At 69.1% G+C, this 22,163-nt stretch carries 17 protein-coding genes and 4 pseudogenes; 10 read left to right on the top strand and 11 right to left on the bottom strand.

The window, feature by feature from the left end:
- Nucleotides 1–5: 5 nt before the first annotated feature.
- A pseudogene (locus OHB49_RS00465) lies at nt 6–389 on the top strand (GntR family transcriptional regulator); the annotation flags it as partial.
- On the opposite strand, the pseudogene OHB49_RS00460 reads toward OHB49_RS00465, so the two are convergent.
- Nucleotides 368–907: pseudogene (locus tag OHB49_RS00460) on the bottom strand (hypothetical protein); the annotation flags it as partial. The pseudogenes OHB49_RS00465 and OHB49_RS00460 overlap by 22 nt on opposite strands.
- 342 nt (nt 908–1,249) lie before the next feature.
- On the opposite strand from OHB49_RS00460, the pseudogene OHB49_RS00455 reads away from it, so the two are divergent.
- Nucleotides 1,250–1,594, top strand: a pseudogene (locus tag OHB49_RS00455) (IS6 family transposase); the annotation flags it as partial.
- Between the two features lie 40 nt (nt 1,595–1,634).
- On the opposite strand, the gene OHB49_RS00450 reads toward OHB49_RS00455, so the two are convergent.
- The 6 genes and pseudogenes from OHB49_RS00450 to OHB49_RS00425 all read right to left on the bottom strand — a co-directional run bounded on the left by OHB49_RS00450 (nt 1,635) and on the right by OHB49_RS00425 (nt 5,332).
- Nucleotides 1,635–1,847: a hypothetical protein gene (locus OHB49_RS00450; protein WP_329156945.1), complete on the bottom strand. Its 213-nt coding sequence runs from the start codon at nt 1,845–1,847 to the stop codon at nt 1,635–1,637.
- Nucleotides 1,848–2,045: 198 nt separating this feature from the next.
- The gene (locus OHB49_RS00445; protein WP_329156943.1) at nt 2,046–3,074 is read right to left on the bottom strand and encodes an aldo/keto reductase; all 1,029 of its coding nucleotides are present in this window, start codon (nt 3,072–3,074) and stop codon (nt 2,046–2,048) included.
- A gap of 46 nt (nt 3,075–3,120) precedes the next feature.
- Nucleotides 3,121–3,585, bottom strand: a complete 465-nt coding sequence (locus tag OHB49_RS00440; RefSeq protein WP_329156941.1) for a nitroreductase/quinone reductase family protein — start codon at nt 3,583–3,585, stop codon at nt 3,121–3,123.
- Between the two features lie 96 nt (nt 3,586–3,681).
- Complete coding sequence (locus tag OHB49_RS00435; protein WP_329156939.1) at nt 3,682–4,584, bottom strand: AraC family transcriptional regulator; 903 nt, start codon at nt 4,582–4,584, stop codon at nt 3,682–3,684.
- 278 nt (nt 4,585–4,862) lie between these two features.
- Nucleotides 4,863–5,089, bottom strand: a pseudogene (locus tag OHB49_RS00430) (hypothetical protein); the annotation flags it as partial.
- A gap of 21 nt (nt 5,090–5,110) precedes the next feature.
- Nucleotides 5,111–5,332 carry a hypothetical protein gene (locus OHB49_RS00425; protein ID WP_329156937.1) on the bottom strand — a complete coding sequence of 74 codons (222 nt, stop codon included), beginning with the start codon at nt 5,330–5,332 and terminating at the stop codon, nt 5,111–5,113.
- On the opposite strand from OHB49_RS00425, the gene OHB49_RS00420 reads away from it, so the two are divergent.
- Together OHB49_RS00420 and OHB49_RS00415 are read left to right on the top strand one after the other, a co-directional pair.
- A complete protein-coding gene (locus OHB49_RS00420; protein ID WP_329156935.1) occupies nt 5,315–6,031 on the top strand; it encodes a hypothetical protein in 717 nt (238 codons plus the stop codon). The genes OHB49_RS00425 and OHB49_RS00420 overlap by 18 nt on opposite strands.
- A 2-nt stretch (nt 6,032–6,033) precedes the next feature.
- The gene (locus tag OHB49_RS00415) at nt 6,034–7,590 is read left to right on the top strand and encodes a hypothetical protein (protein ID WP_329156933.1); all 1,557 of its coding nucleotides are present in this window, start codon (nt 6,034–6,036) and stop codon (nt 7,588–7,590) included.
- A 173-nt stretch (nt 7,591–7,763) separates the two neighbouring features.
- On the opposite strand, the gene OHB49_RS00410 is transcribed toward OHB49_RS00415, so the two are convergent.
- On the bottom strand, nt 7,764–8,909 hold the full coding sequence (locus tag OHB49_RS00410; protein ID WP_329156931.1) for a hypothetical protein: 1,146 nt from the start codon (nt 8,907–8,909) through the stop codon (nt 7,764–7,766).
- Between the two features lie 141 nt (nt 8,910–9,050).
- On the opposite strand from OHB49_RS00410, the gene OHB49_RS00405 reads away from it, so the two are divergent.
- Nucleotides 9,051–9,182, top strand: a complete 132-nt coding sequence (locus OHB49_RS00405; RefSeq protein ID WP_327122555.1) for a hypothetical protein — start codon at nt 9,051–9,053, stop codon at nt 9,180–9,182.
- 314 nt (nt 9,183–9,496) lie between these two features.
- Here the strand turns inward: OHB49_RS00405 and OHB49_RS00400 are convergent, their stop codons facing one another.
- The 3 genes from OHB49_RS00400 to OHB49_RS00390 form a co-directional block, all read right to left on the bottom strand.
- Nucleotides 9,497–12,604, bottom strand: coding sequence for an alpha-mannosidase (locus OHB49_RS00400; protein ID WP_329156929.1), 3,108 nt, complete (start codon nt 12,602–12,604; stop codon nt 9,497–9,499).
- A gap of 66 nt (nt 12,605–12,670) precedes the next feature.
- Complete coding sequence (locus OHB49_RS00395; RefSeq protein WP_329156927.1) at nt 12,671–14,017, bottom strand: 6-phospho-beta-glucosidase; 1,347 nt, start codon at nt 14,015–14,017, stop codon at nt 12,671–12,673.
- Nucleotides 14,014–14,763 carry a DeoR/GlpR family DNA-binding transcription regulator gene (locus OHB49_RS00390; protein ID WP_326623966.1) on the bottom strand — a complete coding sequence of 250 codons (750 nt, stop codon included), beginning with the start codon at nt 14,761–14,763 and terminating at the stop codon, nt 14,014–14,016. The genes OHB49_RS00395 and OHB49_RS00390 overlap by 4 nt, the downstream gene beginning before the upstream one ends.
- A gap of 127 nt (nt 14,764–14,890) precedes the next feature.
- Here OHB49_RS00390 and OHB49_RS00385 point away from each other — a divergent pair, with 127 nt between their 5' ends.
- The 5 genes from OHB49_RS00385 (at nt 14,891) to OHB49_RS00365 (ending at nt 22,091) form a co-directional block, all read left to right on the top strand.
- The gene (locus tag OHB49_RS00385; protein ID WP_329156925.1) at nt 14,891–15,946 is read left to right on the top strand and encodes a carbohydrate kinase family protein; all 1,056 of its coding nucleotides are present in this window, start codon (nt 14,891–14,893) and stop codon (nt 15,944–15,946) included.
- A gap of 74 nt (nt 15,947–16,020) precedes the next feature.
- Nucleotides 16,021–17,301 carry an ABC transporter substrate-binding protein gene (locus tag OHB49_RS00380; protein WP_329166286.1) on the top strand — a complete coding sequence of 427 codons (1,281 nt, stop codon included), beginning with the start codon at nt 16,021–16,023 and terminating at the stop codon, nt 17,299–17,301.
- 3 nt (nt 17,302–17,304) lie between these two features.
- Nucleotides 17,305–18,279, top strand: coding sequence for a carbohydrate ABC transporter permease (locus tag OHB49_RS00375; RefSeq protein ID WP_371797151.1), 975 nt, complete (start codon nt 17,305–17,307; stop codon nt 18,277–18,279).
- 9 nt (nt 18,280–18,288) lie between these two features.
- A complete protein-coding gene (locus OHB49_RS00370; RefSeq protein ID WP_267009346.1) occupies nt 18,289–19,140 on the top strand; it encodes a carbohydrate ABC transporter permease in 852 nt (283 codons plus the stop codon).
- Nucleotides 19,140–22,091, top strand: coding sequence for a glycoside hydrolase family 2 TIM barrel-domain containing protein (locus tag OHB49_RS00365; RefSeq protein ID WP_329156923.1), 2,952 nt, complete (start codon nt 19,140–19,142; stop codon nt 22,089–22,091). The genes OHB49_RS00370 and OHB49_RS00365 overlap by 1 nt, the downstream gene beginning before the upstream one ends.
- Nucleotides 22,092–22,163 lie beyond the last annotated feature (72 nt).

The raw sequence follows: 22,163 nt of genomic DNA, 5'->3' as shown, positions 1-22,163 counted from the left end.
TTTCCATGATAGATTCCCGGACCAATTCTGCGGCCGCCCGGCCTTCTGCGTTCGGTACCGACCTGCATCTGGAACTGAACCGACCCGGGCTGCGCGCCGGACTCACGGACGCCCTGCGGGAGGCCGTGCGCACAGGGCGTCTGGTGCCCGACACCCGGCTGCCGGCGTCCCGTTCGCTCGCCGCAGATCTCCGCATCAGCCGAAACACCGTGACCGAGTCCTACGCCGAACTGGTTGCCGAAGGCTGGCCCACCGCCCAGCAGGGCTCCGGGGCGCGGGTGGCCAGGCGGGCCGAGCTGCGCAGGGCCGCGCCGGCTGCTCCCAGCCCCACGGCATCCGCAAGACCAACCACATCGCCAACGGGACCACCACCACCGACAACTTCACCTACGACGCCGACGGTCAGATGACCCGACGCGTCGAACCCGGCACCTTGGCGGACCTTGGCAGCGACGTTCCCGCCCCAGGACTGACCATGCACGTATGTCCGGTTCGGCTTGCCGAATTCATCCACGAACAGGCGACGCAGGTTCTCCGTGTCGGCAGCCGCCATCCGGGTTCCGTAACCACCTCGCCGGTAGGACGAGCCGGCCCAGGCATATCCCTCGTCCACCATCACCGACCAGCGATCCAGGTCGCCGATGCTCCGCTCTGGATCTGCTCCCTCACCCAAGTCGGGGCCGCCATGAGCATGTACGACCAGCGAGCCGTTCCACTGCTTGGGCACGGCGATCGCGTAATAGGCCCCGTTGGCGTCCTGGCCGGTGTAACACGTGGCCTTGTCACCCACACTCGCCGGGCACGCGGCCAGTCCGGGGCGCGGCTGGGTGGCTTGGGCCGCGCTGACACCGCTCAACGCGACGACGATGCCCGCGATGCCAGCGGCCAGTGCCACGCTACGTCGCATGCGGGACCGGGCGCGCGGAGAGAAAGGTCTGTTCCGACTTGGGCTGTGCAAAGCAACGCTCCTGAACTCAGTGGCGCATCATCGCGCCGACCGGTGCGATGCTAGGAACGCATCGGCTCGCGCACCATTGATCACACAGTTCTGTTCATACTGTGCATGCGCACCCGCGCGGCAGAGGCCGCCCCGGGAGAGCAACAAGTCAGAGCCATTCCCTGGCTCTCCCCAGGCACTGTCACGTTGGCTGATCGGGTGGGATGATCTTCGGGTTGATCATGCGGGGAGGGGTCGTCCGTAGAGAGCGCGCCGCCGTCGTACAGGGGGCACCGGTACCCGGTCGAGGTCATCGCCCACTGTGTGTGGCTGTACTTCCGCTTCCCGCTGTCATTACGTGAGGTGGAGGAGTTGATGCTCCAGCGCGGCGTGATCGCCTCCTACGAGACCATCCGCCGCTGGTGCGCCAAATTCGGCCAGCCCTACGCGAACGGACTGCGCCGCAGGCAGCCCCGCCCCGGGGACAAGTGGCATCTGGGCGAGGTGTTCATCAAGATCAACGGCGAGCGGAAGCATCTGTGGCGGGCCGTCGACCAGGACGGCAACGTCCTGGACATCCTCGTGCAGAACCGGCGAGACACCGCCGCCCGGCGCTTCTTCCGCCACCTGATGAAGAAGACGCGCGCGGTGCCTCGGCCCTGTTCGCGCGCGCCAGGTGGCGTGTAGCGCTGAGTAACTACACGGGGCTGCGGTCGCGCTGCTTGAGGGTGGCGAAGTCGGCGTGCGCCGTATTGACGGCCTCCGGGTACGCCTGGCGCTTCTCGTGCTCGGCCAGCGCCCTGTAGATGCTGGCCAGGCCCGGGTTCTGGCCCTTGCGCTTGCCGGTGGGGATGATCAGGTCCGGGCGGATCTGCTCGACGGATTCGCCGTTCGCCCGGCGGCGAAGCACGGTGACATCCATGTCAGATCGCGCGCTAAGGCCAATACCGGTGACATAGCAATCGGTTCGGCTTCCTGACGTGCGGAAACGTGACCTTCCGGCCGATTGATCAGCGGCAAAGTCACCGGTATTGGCGCTAAGGCTTCTCCGGGCTGGTTGGCGCTTTGACCTGGGGTGATTGAGCGTTGGAGCCTTCGTGGGGGTCGTTCAGGCGGCGGAGCGCTGGGTGACCGGTCGCCGGCGCAGGCTCGCGTCGGTGACGGCCTGTGGGGTGTAAGCGACATCGTTGGGGCCGGCGTCGGTGCCGGGCGGGGCGATCTCGTCGATCCGGTCGAGGATCTCGTCGTCCAGGGTGACGTCGGTGCCGGCCAGCAGGTCGTCGAGTTGCTCCATGGTGCGTGGCCCGACGAGCGCCGAGGTGACGGCGGGGTGGGCGATCGCGAAGGCCATCGCGAGGTGGGTCATCGGCAGTCCCGCCTTCTCGGCGAGCGGGATCAGCTGTTCGACCACGTCGAGCTTGCGCTCGTCGCCGAAGTGCTGCGGCATGGTGCCGCCGCGGTGGGTGACGGCCTGCTTGCCCTTGCGGTAGCGGCCGGTGAGCAGACCCTGGCCGAGCGGGCTCCAGACCAGCGTGCCCATCCCGTAGCGCTGGGCGACTGGCAGCACCTCGCGCTCGATGCTCCGGTTGATGATCGAATACGGCGGCTGCTCGGTACGGAAACGCTCCAGGCCGCGCCGCTCGGCGACCCACTGCGCCTCGACGATGTTCGAGGCTGGGAAGGTGGATGCGCCGATCGTGCGCACCTTGCCGCTGTGGACCAGGTCCGTCAGCGCCGACAGGGTCTCCTCCACGTCCACCGTCGGGTCGGGGCGGTGGATCTGGTAGAGGTCGAGGTGATCGGTCTGCAGGCGGCGCAGGGAGTTCTCGACCGATGTGATGATCCAGCGTCGTGAATTGCCCCGGTGATTGGGGTCGTCGCCCATCGGGTAGTGCACCTTGCTGGCGAGCACGACGTCGTCGCGGCGGCCCTTGAGCGCCTTGCCGACGATGACCTCGGACTCGCCGTTGGAGTACACGTCGGCGGTGTCGACGAAGTTGATTCCCGCGTCCAGGGCCCTGTGGATGATCCGGATCGAGTCGTCATGGTCGGGGTTTCCCATCACCCCGAACATCATGGCGCCCAGGGCGTAGGGGCTGACCTGGATTCCGGTCCGGCCCAGCGTGCGGTACTTCATGTTTCTCTCCCTTGGAGCGTGGAGCTTTCGGTGAACAGCGATGCGGCTACGTCCGCGTCCGCAACTGCTCGTCGTCGAGCACGACCTCGACCAGCGGGCTGCTCGCGAGCCACTCATCGAGGTTCTGGCGTCGGCCGGCCCGCGCCGCGAGCTGGGGCCGGTTTTGCAGATTGTGGATCTCGGTGATCACCCGCCTCCGGGGTGGCTCGTCGACCGGCCTTGCGGTCGCGGGCAGATCGGCGGTGACCCCGTGCTTGAGGTGGACGACGAAGCGCGGATCGGCCTGCAAGTTGGCGTACCAGTTGCGGGGGCCGGGCACGCCGCTCAGGTACCAGCGGCCGTCGATGTGGTGGAACCAGACCTCGATGTGACGGGGGGCGCCGCTGCGCCTGCCCGTCGTGGTGATGTCGATGGTGCGTTCGGCCGCGGAAGAGTACGGCCCGATGTCGAGGGCGCGGACGACTGCGTCGTTCCGCCTCCCATGCCATGGGTTGGCCTGCTCGGAATGCATGGAAATTTCCATTACGTTCACCAAACCAGCAGGCGCGGCGCCGGGGCTAGCAAGATCCTCTCGCATCTTTGCCCAATCCTCTTTCGCAGAGCGAATTCACGGCAGCGCCGCAGCAGGCTTCGTTCCGCCGAGCAAGCGCGCAGCATCGACGCTGGGCGGGGCGCCGAACTGACGCCGGTACTCACGGCTGAACTGGGACAGACTGTCGTACCCGACACGCAGGCCGACACCGGTGACGTCGTTCGGATGGTTGGCCAGGAGCAGTCTCGCGGACTGCAGCCGGATGTTCTTCTGGAACTGGATCGGGCTCATCGCCGTCACCGCCTGGAAGTTCCGGTGGAAGGCGGAGACACTCATCCCCGAGAGCCGCGCCACCTCCTCGACGCGGAACGGCTGGGTGTAGTTGTCCCGGATCCACTGCACGGCGCGCCTGACGTGCGTGAGACTGCTGTCGGCCACACCGAGTTGGCGGACAGCATCACCCTGTTCCCCGGTCATCAGCTGCCAGAGGATCTCGCGCTGGTACAGCGGGGTGAGTACCTTCCGATCCCGTGGACGATCGAGCAGGCGCAGCAGCCGCACGACGGCGTCGAGCAGTTCGCCTGGGGCGTCACTCACCGCGATCCCCGGTCGCGCTGAGCTGAGAGACCTTGGCAGATCCCCCGGACCGGCCTGCAGCAGCAGGTCCGCGATGACGGCAGGTTCGAGAGTCATCCCGAAGCCGAGCGTGGGGCTGTCGGAAGCGGTGTCCATGACATGTCCGGTCGCCGGGACGTCGACCGAGGCGACGAGATACTGACCGACCCGGTAGTCATAGAAGCGGTCACCCGACGCCAGACGCTTCCCACCCTGGGCGATCACCGCCAGCACCGTCCCGGACATCGAGGACTCCGGCCCAGCGGCGTGGTCGACCCTGCAGATCCGAACACCGTCGATCGCCGTGGTCAGATCGGGACGGGCATGCCGATCCATCAGGGCGCGGAGCTCGTCCAGAGACATGTCACGATTACAGCATAAAAGCCGCGGCGATCGCCCATCGGCAAGAGGATCGTGCAAAAATGTGCGACTTTCGTGAAAGGCCCGGCGCCCCTGATCTTCTGAGTCAGGGATTCCGTCAGGCACTGGCGAGCGTTCGAGGACCTCGCGGTCTTGTTCCAGACATAGGGGCTTGGATTGGCATTCCATGCGGCGGCCCAAGCACAGATGAGTACCCCAGCAGCTCTACTAGATCGTGAGGTGGCTGATAATCGGGCCGCGATTACTTCTCGGCCGGGGGTCTCGGAGCAGCCCAGCCACGACAGCACCGCCGCCCGGCGGGCGTTCCAGGTGTTGACCGCCGCGGTGCCCCCACAGCAGTTCCAGGGCTTCGCCGATCTCGTCGTCCGCGACCGACCCCAGCGGGCGGGCTTCCCCGATGCGCTCGGCGGTCTTGCCCGACGCTGGTCGAATGGCTGCGGACCGTGTTCGGGTTGTGAAGGCCTTGTTCTCGTATAGCTACGGCCAGGTGGCGTGTAGCGCTGAGTAACTACACGGGGCTGCGGTCGCGCTGCTTGAGGGTGGCGAAGTCGGCGTGCGCCGTATCGACGGCCTCCGGGTACGCCTGGCGCTTCTCGTGCTCGGCCAGCGCCCTGTAGATGCTGGCCAGGCCCGGGTTCTGGCCCTTGCGCTTGCCGGTGGGGATGATCAGGTCCGGGCGGATCTGCTCGACGGATTCGCCGGCCTCGGCGACATGCACCCGACGGACCAACAGGCCCGCGACTTCTTCGACACGATCACCGCCGACGACACCCTCACCGACCCTGGAATCCTCGAAGACGCCGTCGTGCTCCTCGGATACGGGTTCGGGGCTCTGATGCGCGGCCTCACGGCGCTGACCGCAGACAACCTGTGCCGCTGGCAGCGCCTGCTGGCAGACAAGATCGACCGCCTGCTGGACGTGGACCTGCCCGCCAACGCCATGGCCCATCTGCTGGCCATGCGGGCCCGCCTGGCCCTGCATGCCGACATGACCACCGACCTCGAATCCGTGCCCAAGGACCTGCCGACCGTCCCGGAGGTCACCGCATCCGTCCTCGAAGCGGTGCAAGCCGGTGAACAGATACCTGTCCTGCAAACGAAGCCGCCGCTCACCGACCTCGACACCGCCATGCACACCCTGCTGCGGCTGGGCCGCCACCTGGACAACGCGCCGCTGTTCCCCATCGAGCACACCGCCGACCTCTTCGACTACCTCACCCCCGTACTCGTGGACCACCCGCTGTATCGGGAGGTCCGTGACCTGCTCGACCAGGCCACCGACCGGGTCACCGGCCAGACCGCACGAGGCGAACGCGCCCAGTCCCGAGGCCACGCCCTGATCAAGAACGGCGCCTTCCGCAAGCGCTCCAGGAAATCCACGAAGCCAAGGCCAACTGGCTGCGCGGCGACACCCTCGAGGGCGGCCTGATCATGCTGCTCCTGTGCGCGCACCTCTACAGCGAACTCGGCCTGCCCATCGCCGCCAAGCAGTACGCGCTCGCAGCCGCCACCGCCGCGAAGTCCGCACCCGACCCGGAACTCAGCCGCTTCATCCCCCGCGGCATCATCCTCGCCGCCCGCTATGACCATCAGGCCGGAAACTGGATCTCCGCCGCCCACCTGTTCGCCATCGGTCTCATGGCACAGAACGTCTACTGCGACGAGCCCTACGACGGCGAACGCTACCCACAGGTCTGGGAAGTGATGGCCGACCAGGCGCTCACCCTGCGCGTGGCCGGCGCGGTGCGGCCCGGCTTCGTCTCCCCGCTCCGCGCGATCACAGCCTCCGCAGGCATCGACACCGTCATCGACGAGATGCTCGCCACGACCGCCGACGTCCCCACCGCAACCGAAGAGGCATACGCCGAGGAGGCCGATGCACAAGGCGTGGGACGGCCCTTCAGCGACGCCGGCCCCACACGCCGCTATGCCTGGAACGCGCTCGGCGTCGACTGGGAGATCACCTGGACGAACGACCGGCTCTCGGTGCTCGTCGCGGAACGCTACACCGCAGCACTCCAGGTGTTCCTCGGCGAACTCGCCACACAGGACCCGCTGTTCCTGCCCGGACGCCTGAGCGTCGAGGTCCGCGCAGACACCACCGCGCCCCACGATCAGCCCGCCGTCTGCGACCAGAGCACCGACCGGAACACCAACCGGTGGAGGCTACACCTGCCCACGGCCGCCCCCGCAGACCTGGAAACAGAGCCGCCCCGTCTGCTCACCGCCCTGATCAGGGTGGTGCTCTCCCAGTCGCTGCTCTCCGACGAGGCATTCATGCACCTCGTCGAGCAGTCGCTCGTCGGCGGTCTCTGGCACAAGCTCCTCGTCGGCCGCCCCTACGACGAACTGGCCGACTTCCTCAAACCCGACGACTACCAGACGATGGCTGCGCTCACCGACGCAGCCGTCGCAACAGGCATGCCGCGCGGCCAGGCGAAACCGGCTGCCCTGCCGGCCCGGACCGGACCTGGACCCGGCTACGTCCACGAGACAGCCCTCGACACAGTCCGCAACCGCTATGCCGTCATGCTCCCCATCGTGAGCCACACCCTTCCCCGTCTGACTGCTGACCCTGACTTCCGGCGTATGGCCACGCAGCTGCGGGCAGAAGGGTGGCGTGATTGGCAACTGCTGACCGCCATCGCGAACGCGGCCGGAAACCATCGCGCCCAGCAGCAGGGTCTGCGCCCCTCCCCGGGCGATTCCCACGAACACCGAGCCCGCATCCTTGCCGCCATGCAGGCCCCCGAGCGTTCCGACGACCTGCCTGTTCCTGCAGGAGCATTCACCGAACACGCCCTGCGCTCTCACCTGTCCGCGGCTGCCGTGAGCACCGCGTGCGGCCTCGGCCTCGTCATCCGCCCTGGCTCGCTCGACCCGCAGGCACTGCTGCTGGTGCTCGGCGAACGGTACGGCTACTGGACGGACGACATCGAGCACACAGACCCCTTCGACTGGCCGACCGCAGAGGACGACACGATCTGATCGGCAGGGGAGCGCACGAAGGAACAGCACACACCGCCCGCCCAGACGCCCAGTGCTGCCTTCGGGCATGGCACTTCGACCACCTCAAGGCAGCCCTTGAAGCTGCCGAAGTGACCATGACGGCAACCAGCGGACCGGCTGGGGGGAAGATCCAGCCCGCGTCGGGGCGGCCTTCAGGCCGGGCGGCTCGCCGCCGCCGAGACCGGTGCGAGGCGGGCTGCCGCGTGCCGGCCCAGGGCGTGGACCTCGTCGAGGGCCGGGTCCAGGGCGGTGACATCCTGTTGGAAGGCTTCCAGGCTCTCGGGGTCGGTGCAGATGCTGAGCAGCAGAGAGGTGAACGATTCCCAGGCGTCGGCTGGAGAGCGACGGCTGATGTATTCAGCGCAGTCCAGGTAGTGGTGTACGCGCGGGTTGGCCGTACGGACCTGCTCGATGTGCTGCAGCGCGGGATCCTGCGGGCAGGCCCGGTAAGCCAGGCGTAGCGGCAGGGCGGACTCCACCAGCACGGCGAGCACGTGGCGGACTGTGCAGATGGTGCTGTAGTCCGTCTCGCGCAGTCGGCGTGCCCTGTCGGCCGTGAGCATCCAGCTCGGGTCGGCCAGCCTGTTGCCGGAGAGCTCGCGCTGCGCGGCGATGGCCGTCATCTCGGTGAACGTCTGAGCTGACAGGGCTTCATCGTCTTCTGACCCCAGTGACTGTTGAAGGGATTCCATCACGCTGTCCGCGCCGAATTCCTCCATGCCGAGCACTGCGGCTGCCGCGAACGTAGCCAGTCCCTGAGCGTCCGCCCGGCTGTGTGGATCAGCCGGGTGGACGCCTCCACCTGGCGAGCGCATTCTCCGCGCCTGGTGATAGCGCCTGGTGTAGTAGGCGTGTGCGGCAGCATGCGCGGCCTCCGCACGCCGCTCAGGATCGTCGCCTACGGCTTCGACAGCCCGCTCGACGACGGCCACCGCACTTGAACGGTCCTGGCCGAGGTACCACGTCAACGCTTTACGAACCCCACGTTCCGGCAGCGGAACCCAGGTGGCGACGAACACATCCTCGCACCGCGGGTGCACGGTGAAGACGCGGAGCACGGCCTTTTCAAGACGCGCCTTCCTGGCCGTGGCCAGGGCAAGAGCCTCGGCGACCACGGCGGTGTCGGCCGTGAGTTCCGAGACCGATCCGGCACCTCTTCCCAGACCGCGCCGGGCGCCCCACGGCAGGGCCCCGAACTCACGCCAGCGCCTGATCCGGGCCCAGCTCACGCACAGATCCCGCGCCCGCAGCAGTTCAGACAGCTCCCGCTCAGCCGCACTCGGCCCCTTCCACGCCACGGCCACACTCTAGTTAGAACCCCGCGATTACGCCGCCCGGTTGCCGGCTGACGAGATGCCCTACTGGATCGCACGCCCGCCGAACCAGCACGTACCTGACGGGTGCGACGTTCTCAACTCCCTTCACACGTAGGAGGATTCATGCCACGACCTGTTCGCCGAACCCGACGCCGACTGCTGCATGCCGCAGGCGTCGCCATGCTCCGCGGCGCCGCGTACGCGTCCGGCAGCACCATCACGACCGGGTTGCTCGTGTGGCTGATCTCGCGGTGAGCCCACGCACGGGCCGCGGAGCCCGCCGTGGCCGTCTTTACACGGCGCGCCTCGCGGATTGCCTCCAAGGCGTGCGCAGTCCTGAGCGTGCCGTAGCGGCGCGGCTGATGCTGCTCTCTGGCGCACCGGTCAGCCGTCGGTGTGCGCGATTGCGGATGGTGCTGCCCACGGGCTGCAGGATCTTGCCCTGGAGCGACGAAACGCGCCCTTTGGCCCGTCCCATGGTGCGCCGGGAATCAGCGCGCGCCGCCGGAAGCAACCGGCACAAGGGTCCCGCCCGGCCCATGGGGAAGACCGGGCAGGGCCCCGTACCATCAGCCCGCGGGCGTCAGCCGCACGGTGAGGATCTGGAACGGCCGTAGTGTCACGGCCACCTCCCCCTCACGGGCCGCTGATACCTCTGCGGGCTGCCCCGCTAGCGGGCGCTCCAGCAGGTCCGTGACCTGTACTTTGCCCAGCGGGAAGCCCGGGCGCAGAACCGCCTGCGCCCGGCCGCCCAGCGACTCGTAGAGCCGCACCACCACATCGCCCGAGCCGTCGTCGGCCAGCTTGACCGCCTCGACGGTGACGGCCGGGTTGTCGCTGGTGACCACCGGGGTGGCCGAGGCCGCGGCGCCGACCCGCAGCGGCAGGTTCAGTGCGTACCCCTCGGCGACGGCGTCCTCGACCGTCGCGCCCGGCAACAGGGCGTAGGTGAAGCGGTGCTTGCCCTGGTCCGCCCCCGGGTCCGGGACGCGCGGGGCTCGCACCAGGCTGAGACGGACCGTCGTCGTCGTACCGCCGTCCGTCTCCCGCGTGGTGCGGGAGACATCGTGTCCGTACGTCGAGTCGTTGATGACCGCGACGCCGTACCCCGGCTCCCCGATGTGCACCCACCGGTGGCCGTAGACCTCGAACCGGGCAGCCTCCCAGCTGGTGTTGGTGTGCGTGGGGCGCTGCACATGGCCGAACTGGATCTCGGCGCGGGAGTGGTCGGCCCGGACGTCGACCGGGAAGGCGGCCTTGAGCATCTTCTCCGCCTCGTGCCAGTCGATCTCCGTCTCGATGTCGATCCGGCGGCTGCCCGCACGTACCACGATCCTCTGGACGATCCGTGAGCCCTTGCCGAAGGAGCGCTCCACCCGCAGCGCGCCGAGCAGCGGACCCTCCTCCGACACAGTGACCGACTCGGCCTTGGTGAGGTCCGTGTAGCGGTTCCGGTAGTGCTTGTCGATGTCCCAGGCGTCCCAGTAGTTGGGCAGGTCGCTGTGCAGGCGCAGCAGATTGCCGGCAGCGTCCGGCGCCAGCACCTCACGGCCGGCCACCAGGTCGCGGACGGAGGCGATGGTGCCGTTCGCGGCGACTTCCACCCGCACCAGGCCGTTGTCCAGCACCCGGCCCTCGACGGTCACCGGCTGCGGGGCGGCCCCCGACGCGCCGAGCGGTGCGATGCCGCTCGCCGGGACCTCGGTGTACACGGCCACCGAGCCGTCGGCCAGCTGCTGGCCGTCGGCCGCTGTGCCCGCGGGCACCGTGACGACCTCGGCGCGGTCGCGCGGAGCGGTGTTGAACACCGAAAGGCCTTCACCACCGGAAAGCGCCGCCAGTGCCTCGGTCGTCAGCTCCTGCACCTCGGCCGCGACCCGCGCGTACTCCGCCTCTGCCTCGCGATGGACCCAGGCGATCGAGGAGCCCGGCAGGATGTCGTGGAACTGGTGCAGCAGCACCGTCTTCCACAGCCGGTCCAGCTTCTCGTGCGGATAGCGGTAGCCCGGCGCGTGCAGCGCGGCCGTCGTCGCCCACAGCTCCGCCTCGCGCATCAGGTGCTCGCTGCGCCGGTTGCCCTGCTTGGTGCGCGCCTGCGAGGTGTACGTGGCGCGGTGCAGCTCCAGATACAGCTCACCGGACCACACCTGGTCCTTGGGAACCTCCTTCGCCGCCTCCGCGAAGAAGGTGTCCGGGTGCTCGACCGTCACCTTCGCCGAGCCCTCGAGGTCGGCGAGCCGGCGGGCGCGCTCCAGCATCTCCCGGGTGGGGCCGCCACCGCCGTCACCGTGCCCGAACGGGGCCAGCGAGCGGGTGCCGACGCCCTTGTCCTGGTAGTTGCGCACCGCGTGCGCCATCTCCTTGCCGGAGAACTCGGCGTTGTAGGTGTCCACTGGCGGGAAGTGGGTGAAGATCCGGGTGCCGTCCACGCCCTCCCACCAGAACGAGTGGTGGGGCAGCTTGTTGGTCTGGTTCCACGACAGCTTCTGGGTGAGGAACCACTCGTTGCCGGCGAGCTTTGCCAGCTGCGGGTAGGCGGCGTTGTAGCCGAAGGAGTCCGGCAGCCACACGCCCTTGGTCTCGATGCCGAAGTGCTCGATGAAGAACCGCTTGCCGTGGATCAGCTGGCGGGCGATGGCCTCACCGCCCGGCAGGTTGCCGTCCGACTCCACCCACATGCCGCCGACCGGCGCCCACTGCCCGTTCTTCACGGCCTGCTGGATACGGGCCCACACGTGCGGGTAGTTGTCGCGCACCCACTCGTACTGCTGGGCCTGCGAGCAGGCGAAGACGAACTCGTCGTACTCCTCGGCCAGCGCCGTGACGTTGGAGAAGGTGCGGGAGGTCTTGCGCTTGGTCTCACGGATCGGCCACAGCCACGCCGAGTCGATGTGCGCATGCCCGACGGCCGACATCCGGTGCGCACTGGCGTGCGCGGGCTTGGCCAGGGCCTCCTTCAGCACGGCGCGGGCGTCGGCCGCGGTGCCGGAGATGTCGTCCAGGTCCAGCGCGTCCAGGGCGCGGTCCAGACACGTCATGATCTCGTGCCGGCGCGGGTCGTGCGCCTCGAGCTCCAGCATCAGCTCGCGCAGCACCTGCAGGTCCAGTGACAGATGCCAGACGTCCTCGTCCAGTACGGCGAGATCGGCGCGCTTGAAGGTGTACAGCGGCTTGTCACCGGCAGTGAGCCGGTCGCCCAGCGGAGTGGGGCCGATGAAGTCGTTGGCGAGGATGTCCGGGTTGGAGGCGGCCTCCACCAGGTAGTGGATCTCCTCGCCGCCGACGGCCGGGTTGGCGACCGGGACGTACTGGTTCTGCGGGTTGACGGCCTTCAGCGGGCGGCCGTCCGGCACGTGCACCAGCGCCTCGGCCTGGTTGCCCGGCCAGTCGCCGACGAAGCCCAGGTCCATCACCGTCTCGACACGCTTGCCGGCCCACTCGGCCGGCACCCGGCCGCGCATCCGGAACCAGGTGGTGCCCCACGGCGGGCCCCACGGCGTGCCCATCGCGAAGGGTTCGTACGCGGCATCCGCGGCCTCGGCGAAGGGCACCGGCTCACCGGGCGCCTGCCAGGCCTCGACCATGAGCGGGACGGAGGCGGAGTAGACGGCCGGCTTGATGCGCTGGTCGTGGATGCGTTCGACGCGCTCCTCGATCCGGCGGCGTTCGTCGTGCATGGGATCTCTTTTCAGAAGTTCTTGGGCAGCTCTCAGGGAGCTTTGCGGCAATGGAGAGGCGCGGCGCTACGTCAGGTACGCGAGGCCCGGATGCACCTCGCGGTACTCGTCGACCAGCCGCCGCGCCACCTCCACGGAGTCGATGAGCGGGTGCAGCGCGAAGGCCTTGATGGCGGCGGGCCGGGAGCCGGAGGCGGCCGCGGCCAGCACCTCGCGCTCCACGGCCTTGATCGCGCAGACCAGCCCGGCGGCATGACCCGGCAGCGGGGAGACGGTCACCGGGTGGGCGCCGTTGCCGTCGACCAGGCAGGGGACCTCGATGACGGCGTCCTCGTCGAGGATGGGGAGGGTCGTCCGGTTGCGCACGTTGAGGATCAAAGTGGCGCGCTCGTCGCGGGCGATGGCCCGCATCAGGGCGAGGGCGACGTTCTCGTAGCCGCCGGACTCACTGAGCGACGCCTCGTCCCGCTCGCCGGCGCCGGCCGCCTCGCGGTTCTCCGACATATAGGTCGCCTCGCGCTCGGCCCGGGTGCCGTCCCAGGTACGCAGCGCGGGCGCGGCCGGGTCGCGCATGCAGTCGTAGAAGCGGGCCTGCTGGTCGCGCAGGAAGGCGCCGCGGGTCTGCTGCGCCTCCCGGTACGCCTTCACCGCTTCCCGGTTGAAGTAGTAGTAGTGCAGATACTCGTTCGGTACGGCGCCCAGCGACTGGATCCACTCCGGGCCGAAGAGCTTGCCCTCCTCGAAGCTGCCCAACAGCTCCCGGTCCGCGAGCAGCCGCGGCAACTGGTCGCGGCCGTCGATGTGCAGGCCGCGCAGCCAGCCCAGATGGTTCAGCCCGACGTAGTCGATCCAGGCGTCCTGCGGGCGTGTGGCGCCCAGCGCGCGGGCCACCCGGCGGCCCAGGCCCACCGGGGAGTCGCAGATGCCGATCACCCGGTCGCCCAGATGCCGGGACATGGCCTCGGTGACCAGGCCCGCCGGGTTGGTGAAGTTGATGAACCAGGCGTCCGGGGCCAGCGCAGCCACCCGCCGGGCGATGTGGTCCACGACCGGCAGTGTGCGCAGCCCGTACGCGATGCCGCCGGCGCCGACCGTCTCCTGGCCGAGCACGCCCTTGGCGAGCGCCACTTGCTCGTCCGCCGCCCGGCCCTCCAGACCGCCGACGCGGATCGCGGAGAAGACGAAGTCGGCGCCCCTCAGCGCCTCGTCCAGATCCGTGGTGACGGTCACCGCCGGGGCGTCCGGGTGACCGGCGGCCTGCTCGGCCAGCACCCGGGCGATCGCGGAGAGCCGGCCGGCGTCGAGGTCGTAGAGGGTCACGCCGGTGACCCGGCCCTCCGCGCGGTCGCCGAGCAGCGCACCGTACACGAGCGGCACTCGGAATCCCCCGCCGCCCAGAATGGTCAGTTTCATACTTTGATCACCTCTGCGCCGGCCTCCGCGAGCGCGGCGAGGGTCGCCGGGTCCGCGGACGCGTTGGTCACTACTACGTCGAGGTCCGCCGGACCGCACACCTTGGCCATCCCCTGGCCGGGGAACTTCCCGGCGTCGGCGAGCAGCACCACCTTCTCGGCGGCGGCCATCATGGCCCGCTTCACCGGCACCTCGACCACGGTGGTGTCCATGACCTGTCCGCCGGGTCGGACGCCGCTCGTTCCCAGGAACAGCCAGTCGGCGTGCAGTTGGCGCAGGCTGTCCTCGGTGAGGAAGCCCACCAGCGAGCGGTACTCGCGGCGGACCACACCGCCGGGGAGCACCAGCTCGATGCCGGTGTCCTCGGCCAGCTCCTCGTACACCACCAGATTGCTTGTGATCACGGTGAGTCGGCGGCCGTGCAGCTGCCGGGCCAGGCGGTAGGCGGTGGTGCCGATGTCCAGCAGCACCGTCTGGCCGTCCTTGATCATTGCCGCGGCGCGCTCCGCCAGGACGTCCTTGTCGGAGACCCGGACCTCGGCTACCTCCGCGAAGGGCTGATCACCCTCCTCCACCACCGCGCCCCCGTGGACGCGGGTGAGAAGGCCGTCCTCCTCCAGCCTGATCAGGTCGCGGCGGACCGTGGCGGCGCTCACGTCCAGCTCGGAGGAGAGATCGGCCACAGAGGCGGGCCCCCCGGAGCGCAGTGCCCGCAGGATGAGTTGATGTCGTCGCTCTGCCAGCATGCAGTGCACACTACCCTTCAATTTCATTCAATTCCATGCTTGATATTGAAGAAGTCTTGAAAAGTTTGCGCACTTGTCCCACGATCGGCTGGTCGAACTTGCACACTCTTGACGAGAGGACGCGCTCGTGAACGAGCCGCTCCCAGCCTCCGACGTGACACCGGGCGATGAAGCGCCCGACCTCCTGCTCACCGGTCTGCTCTTCTACGACCTGGTCTTCACCGGCCTCGGACAGCCACCCGTGCCGGGCGAAGAGATCTGGACCCGGGGGATGGGCAGCGGTCCCGGCGGCATTGCGAACCTCGCGGTCGCCGCCGCCCGCTTCGGCCTGCGCACCTCGCTGGCCACCGTGTTCGGTGACGACTTCTACGGCCGCTACTGCCGCGAGGTGCTTGCCGGGCAGGAGGGTATCGACCTCTCCCTGTCCCGTACGGCCCCGGTCGGCTGGCACACGCCCGTCACCGTCTCCCTCGCGTTGGGGGATGACCGGGCGCTGGTCACCAACGGCCACGAGCCGCCGTACAGCCAGGACGAGCTCATCCGTGACCCACCGGCCGCCCGCTCCGCGCTGGTGCACATCGGCGCTGAGCCGCAGCAGTGGCTCGCCAAGGCCGCCGCTTCGGGCACCAAGATCTTCGCCGACGTCGGCTGGGACCCCTCCCAGCAGTGGTCGTCCGACGTGCTCGACCGGCTCTCCCTGTGCCACGCGTTCCTGCCCAATGAGGGCGAGGCCATGGCGTACACCCGCACCGACACCCCGACGGCGGCGCTGCACGCGCTGTCCGACCTGGTGCCGGTCGCGGTGGTCACCCGGGGGCGGGACGGCGCGATCGCCGTCGACCAGAGCACGGGTGAGTTCGCCGAGGCCGGCGCGCTTGACGTTGATGTCCTGGATGCGACCGGCGCCGGGGATGTCTTCGGGGCGAGCTTTGTCGCCGCCTCCCTGGCCGGCTGGCCGCTCGCCGAACGGCTGCGTTTCGCGGCGCTCGCGGCGGGGCTGTCCGTACGCCTGCACGGCGGGGCGCTGGCGGCGCCCGGCTGGGGCGGCGTCGCCGAGTGGTGGCGCGGTGTCGCAGCCGATCCCGGCGCCGAGGCGCTGCGCCGCGAATTCGGCTTCCTCACCGACCGGATCCCCACCGACCCCGGTCCGCCCCCACCAAGGGCACCAGTCACTCCCCTGTAGGACCTTCCTCCGTAAGACCCTCCGTAACACCTCCTGAACCCTCAACGACGAGAAACCGAAAGGCGGTGGGAGCAGTGCATCTCTCGCGCAGAGGACTGCTTCGCGCGGGCCTGGCAACCACCTCGGCCGCCCTGTTGGGCGGCACGGTCGCCGGCTGCTCGGTCCCAGCCGGATCCACCGGGAGCGACATGACGCTCTGGTACTGGGGCGGTGGACTGAGCGACAAGCTGGTGGAGGACGCCGTCAAGCGCTTCACCCAGGTCGACCTCAAGGCCACTCAGATCGGCGGCTACTTCCGCTCGAAGCTGCTGACGACCCTCACCGCCCGCGCTCATGCGCCCGACATCACCGGTCTGAAGGGCGAGGACATAGCCTCCCTGCTGCCCAACGCCGACCAGTTCATCGACCTCAATACCCTCGGCGCGGACAAGCTGAAGAGCCAGTACCTGGACTGGAAGTGGAGCCAGGGCACCGCCGACGACGGCCGCCAGATCGGTTTCCCGATCGACACCGGCCCCTGCGTCCACTACTACCGCCCCGACATCTTCGAGAAGGCGGGCCTGCCCACCGAGCCCGAGGACGTGGCCGCGCAGATGGGCACCTGGGACGACTACTTCGCCGCCGGTGAACAGCTGGTGAAGAAGGCCAAGGGCTCCTACATGGTGAGCGACCCGCTGGCGATCTTCGGCATGGCCGTGGGTCAGTCGATGAAACGCTACGTCGACAAGGACCGGCACTTCATCGGTGACCAGGAACACATCACCCGCGCCTGGGACCTCGCGCTGGAATGCCTGGACCGGGGCATCGACTCCCCCTTCAAGTCCGGCACCGTGGACATCAACCCGGCGCTGGAGGACGGCAAACTGCCGAGCCAGATCGGCGCCTCCTGGGTGGCCGGCGACTTCAAGTCGCAGCTGACGAAGTCCAAGGGGAAGTGGCGGGTCGCCGCGATGCCGGAGCGCCCGGCCAACGACGGCGGCTCCTTCCTCGGCATCACCAGGTACTGCCGTGATCCCGAGCTCGCCTTCCAGATCATTACTTGGCTGCTCGGCCCCGAGAACCAGTCCCGCGGCTTCCTCGAAGCCTCCCTCTTCCCCTCCACCCCGGCCTCCTTCGAGTCGCCGGACCTGCGCACGCCGGACGAGTTCTTCGGCGGCCAGATCACCATGGACGTCTTCGGTCCGGCCGCCCAGCGGGTCCCGGTCTCCTACAACAGCCCGTACGACGTAGCCCTCAGCCAGCCCATCAGGGACGAGCTGACCTCCGTCTACATCTCCGGCAAGAACCGCAAGAAGGCCTGGCGGGACGCCATGGCCCAGTGCCGACGTATCGCAGACCACCTGGGGGTGAGCTGAGTCATGGCCGATCTGAAGACCGCACCGGCCGCAGCGGCCATGGACGCGCCCCCACCGGCTGTCGCTGTCAAGGCCCATCCGGAGGGCGGCATCCGTCGCCACTGGCGGCTGTACGCCGCGATCTCGCCGTTCTATCTCCTCTTTCTCTGCTTCGGCCTGATCCCGGCCGGCTTCTCGCTCTTCCTCGCCTTCCAACGCTGGGACGGCCTGGGCAACATGGAGTACGCGGGGCTGTCGCAGTTCCGCTATCTGCTCACCGACACCCAGTTCTGGGACGCGCTGGGCAACACACTCGTGATCTGGGCCATGGGCACCTTCCCGATGCTCGTCATCGCCCTGATCAGTGCCGTGATGCTGAACTCCGCGGTGCGGCTGAAGCGCGTCTACCGGTTCGCCTACTTCGTGCCGTCGGTCACCTCGGTGGTCGCCGTCGCGATCATCTTCGGCTCCATCTTCTCCACCAGCTTCGGCATGGTGAACGCCGTGCTCAAGGCCATCGGGGTCAGCGAGGTCGCCTGGCTGAACGAGCCGTGGGGCATCAAGGTCGCCGTCGCCGCGCTGATGACCTGGCAGTGGACCGGCTACAACGCGATCATCTATCTCGCCGGTCTGCAGACCATCCCCAGCGAGCTGTACGAGGCCGCGAAGGTCGACGGAGCCGGTCCGGTCAAGACCTTCTTCAAGATCACCGTGCCGATGATGCGCCCGGTCATCCTGTTCACCGTGGTGGTGTCCACGATCACCGGTCTGCAGTCCTTCTCCGAGTCGCAGGTGCTGCTCGGCGCCAACAACGGCGGCTCGACGTTCTCCGGCGGCCCCGAGCACGCCGGCCAGACGGTGGTCCTCTACTTCTTCCAACAGACCTTCGACAACAACGACTTCGGCTACGGGGCGGCCATCGCCTGGGCGATCTTCCTGATCGTGGTCGTCTTCTCCATCATCAACTGGCGGCTGGTCCAGCGCCGGGAAAGGGACTAGGAGGCCGCCATGACAAAGACCTTCACACCGAGGATCAAGGGTGCCCTGGCCCGCGGTGTCTCCTTGCACACCGCGCTCATCGCGGGCGTACTGCTGTCGGTCTTCCCGTTCTATCTGGCCGTCGTCATGGCCACCCGGACGACCAGCGAGATCTTCTCGTACCCGCCGAAGCTGCTGCCCGGCTCGCACTTCGGCGAGAACGTCAAGAACCTCTTCGACAACGTCGACTTCTTCGGGTCGATGCTGAACTCGTTGATCGTCGCGGTCAGCGTCACGGTGCTGGTGTTGTTCTTCGACTCGCTCGCGGCGTTCGTCTTCGCCAAGTTCGAGTTCCCGGGGCGCAAGCTGCTGTTCGGGCTGATGATGGCCATCTTCATGCTGCCCGCGCAGCTGGCCGCCATCCCGCAGTTCGTGATCATGGCGAAGCTGGGCTGGATCGGCTCGCTCACCGCGCTGATCGTCCCTGCGGCGGCCAACGCGTTCGGCATCTTCTGGATGCGCCAGTACATGACGGGCGCCATCCACGACGAGCTGATGGACGCCTCCCGCCTCGACGGCTGCAGCTTCCTCCGCCAGTACTGGCATGTGGCGCTGCCCGTGGTCCGCCCTGGCCTGGCGTTCCTCGGCATCTTCACCTTCATGAGCCAGTGGAACGACTACGCCTGGCCCCTGATCGCCCTCACCAACCCGGACAACGTCACTCTCCAGGTCGCGCTGTCCCAGCTCAACGGCGTGCACAGCATGACGGACTACGGCATGGTCATGGCCGGCGCCCTGCTGGCCCTGATCCCGCTGCTCATCGTGTTCGCCTTCGCGGCCCGCCACTTCATCGCCGACCTGGCCAAGGGAGCCATCCGCTGATGACCCGCCCGTCCCTGCCCACCCGCCCCTGGGAGAGCCCGGAGCTCACCTCCTGGCAGCGGCTGCCGATGCACGCCGTACGCCGGGAGGGGGACCGGATCGAGCTCGACGGCAGGTGGCGCTTCCAGCTGCTGCCCGCGCCCGATGTCCCGCTCGCGGACTTCTGGACCAAGCTGGAGGTGCCCGGCCTCTGGACCATGCAGGAGTTCGACGATCTGCACGGGGTGGCGGACCTGCCGCACTACACCAACGTCCAGATGCCGTTCCCGCACTTCCCGCCGCAGGTGCCCGCCGCGAACCCGACCGGTGTGCACGAGCGGGAGGTCGACATCCCGGCGGAGTGGGCGGGGCGGCGGATCGTGCTGCACGTGGGGGCGGCGGAGAGCGTGCTGGTCGCCGCGGTCGACGGGCGACCGGTGGGGATGGGCAAGGACTCACATCTGGCGGGCGAGTTCGACATCACCGACGCCGCACGGCCCGGCGAGCGCGCCACCGTACGGCTTACCGTGGTCAAGTGGTCCGACGCCACGCACATCGAGGACCAGGACCAGTGGTGGCACGGCGGTATCACCCGCTCTGTGTACGTCTACGCCACCGATCCGCTGTATCTCGCCGATGTGAAGATCACCGCCCCGGTGGACGGCGGTCTTCTGGCCGAGGTGCAGGTCCGCTCGGCGGCGGGGGCGCTGCCCGCCGGCTGGTATGTCAGCGGCGAGCTGGAGGGTGTCGGGGAGCTGGCGCAGGACGCGGAGTTCGACGCGTACTGCAAGGAGGAGTGGCGGGTCTCCGACTTCCTCGGCGAGGCGCGGCTCAAGGCCGTCGTGCCGGACGTGCGGCCGTGGACCGCGGAGACCCCCGAGCTGTACGGACTCACGGTGCGGCTGCACCGGGCGGACGGCAGCGTGGCGGACACCTCGCGGCACCGGGTGGGCTTCCGCACCGTGCAGATCCAGGGCCGGGACCTGCTGGTCAACGGCGAGCGGATCTTCCTGCGGGGTGTCAACCGGCACGACTTCCACCCGCTCACCGGGCGGGTCGTGTCGCAGGCGGACATGCGCGCCGACCTCGTCCTGCTCAAGCGCTTCGGGTTCAACGCGGTGCGCACCTCGCACTACCCCAACGACCCCGCCTTCTACGATCTGGCCGACGAACTCGGCGTCTATCTGATCGACGAGGCGGACATCGAGTCGCACGACCACGCCCATGAGATAGCCGACGACCCGCGCTATCTGGCGGCGTTCACCGACCGGGTGTCGCGGATGGCGCTGCGCGACAAGAACCACCCCAGCGTGCTGATCTGGTCGCTCGGCAACGAGTCCGACTACGGCGCCAACCACGACGCCGCCGCGGGCTGGCTGCGCCGCTGCGACCCGACCCGGCCGCTGCAGTACGAGGGCGCCGCGAAGATCGACTGGGCCGACACCTCGCTGGCCTCCGACATCGCCTGCCCGATGTACGCCAACCTCCCCGAGGTCGTCGAGCACGCCCTGTCCGGGCGCCAGACCAAACCGCTGATCTGGTGCGAGTTCTCGCACGCCATGGGCAACAGCAACGGCACCCTCGCGGACCACTGGGCGGCCATCGAAAGCACGCCGGGCCTCCAGGGCGGGTTCATCTGGGAGTTCCGCGACCACGGCATCCTGCAGCGTGTGGACGACAAGCGACCGACCGGCACCGCGGGCGCCGGCGCCTTCGCCGACGGTGTCGCCGGTCCGGGCCTGCGCTGGGCCTACGGCGGCGACTTCGGTGACACCCCGCACGACGGGGCGTTCGTCACCGACGGCATGGTCTTCCCCGACCGCACCCCCAAGCCGGCGATGTACGAGCACCGCGAACTGGCGGCGCCGGTCCGGCTGACCGCGTCGGTCGACGGGTCGGTGACGATACGCAACCACCAGCACTTCCGCGATCTGTCCTGGCTGGCGGGCGAGTGGGTGCTGGCGGCGGAGCGCACCGGCACGCACACCGTCCCAGCGGTCCTGCCCGACCTGGGTCCGGGGGAGTCTGCGACCGTCGCCGTACCCGCGGAGCTGCTGGCGCAGGCGGACGGGGACGGCGGCGAGGCGTGGCTGACGCTGCGCGCCACCACGGCCGGCGCGGAGAGCTGGGCGCCGGCGGGGCTGGAGGTGTGCACGCCGCAGGTGCGGCTGCGCGGCGCCGCCCCGGCGGCCGCCGACACCGCGCAGGGCGAGGTCACCCTCGACGAGGACGGCCTGCTCGTGCACCCGCTGCTGGCCGCGCCGCCCACGCTGAGCCTGTGGCGCGCGCCCACCGACAACGACGAGCTCGGCGGGATCGCGGAGCGCTGGCGCAAGTGGGGCCTTCAGGCTCCGACCCGCACCCTGCTGGACGTGTCCGTACGCGACGGGCGCACCGTCGTACGGGCGGAGTACGCCACCGCCGAGGGCGCCGTACGCCATGAGCAGACCTTCACCCCGATCCCCGGCGGAGTCCTCGTCGAGGAGACGGCCGAGCTCCCCGAGGGCCTGACGGACGTCGCCCGGGTGGGCACCGTCTTCGAGACGGCCGCCAGCTACGAGGATCTGGACTGGTTCGGCCAGGGGCCGTGGGAGTCCTACCCCGACCGCTGCGCCGGCCCGCCCGTCGGCCACCACCGGGTCGCCGTGGACGACCTGTTCACCCCCTATCTGCGCCCGCAGGAGAGCGGCGGCCGGCACGGCGTACGCAGCCTCGCCCTGCACTCCGCCGCGGGGGAGCGGCTCGCGGTGCGCTTGGACGAGCCGCGCCAGGTGTCGGTCACCCGGCACCGCGCCGCCGATCTGACGGCCGCCACGCACCACGACGAGCTCACACCGCAAGAGCGCTGCGTGGTCCATCTGGACGCCGAGCACCGCGGTGTCGGTACGGCGTCCTGCGGGCCCGACACGCTGCCGCAGTACCTCGTGGGCCCGGGCGTCCACCGCTGGTCCTGGAGGCTGACCGGCGAGTAGGCGGCCCCCGGGGCACCGTCCACCACCAGCCAGCCAAGTCCGCATCCACCGGGCCGACAAGCCCACCGCGCT

The organism is Streptomyces sp. NBC_01717, from assembly GCF_036248255.1.
Taxonomy (GTDB): Bacteria; Actinomycetota; Actinomycetes; order Streptomycetales; family Streptomycetaceae; genus Streptomyces.
This window is presented reverse-complemented; position numbering and strand designations above follow the sequence as displayed.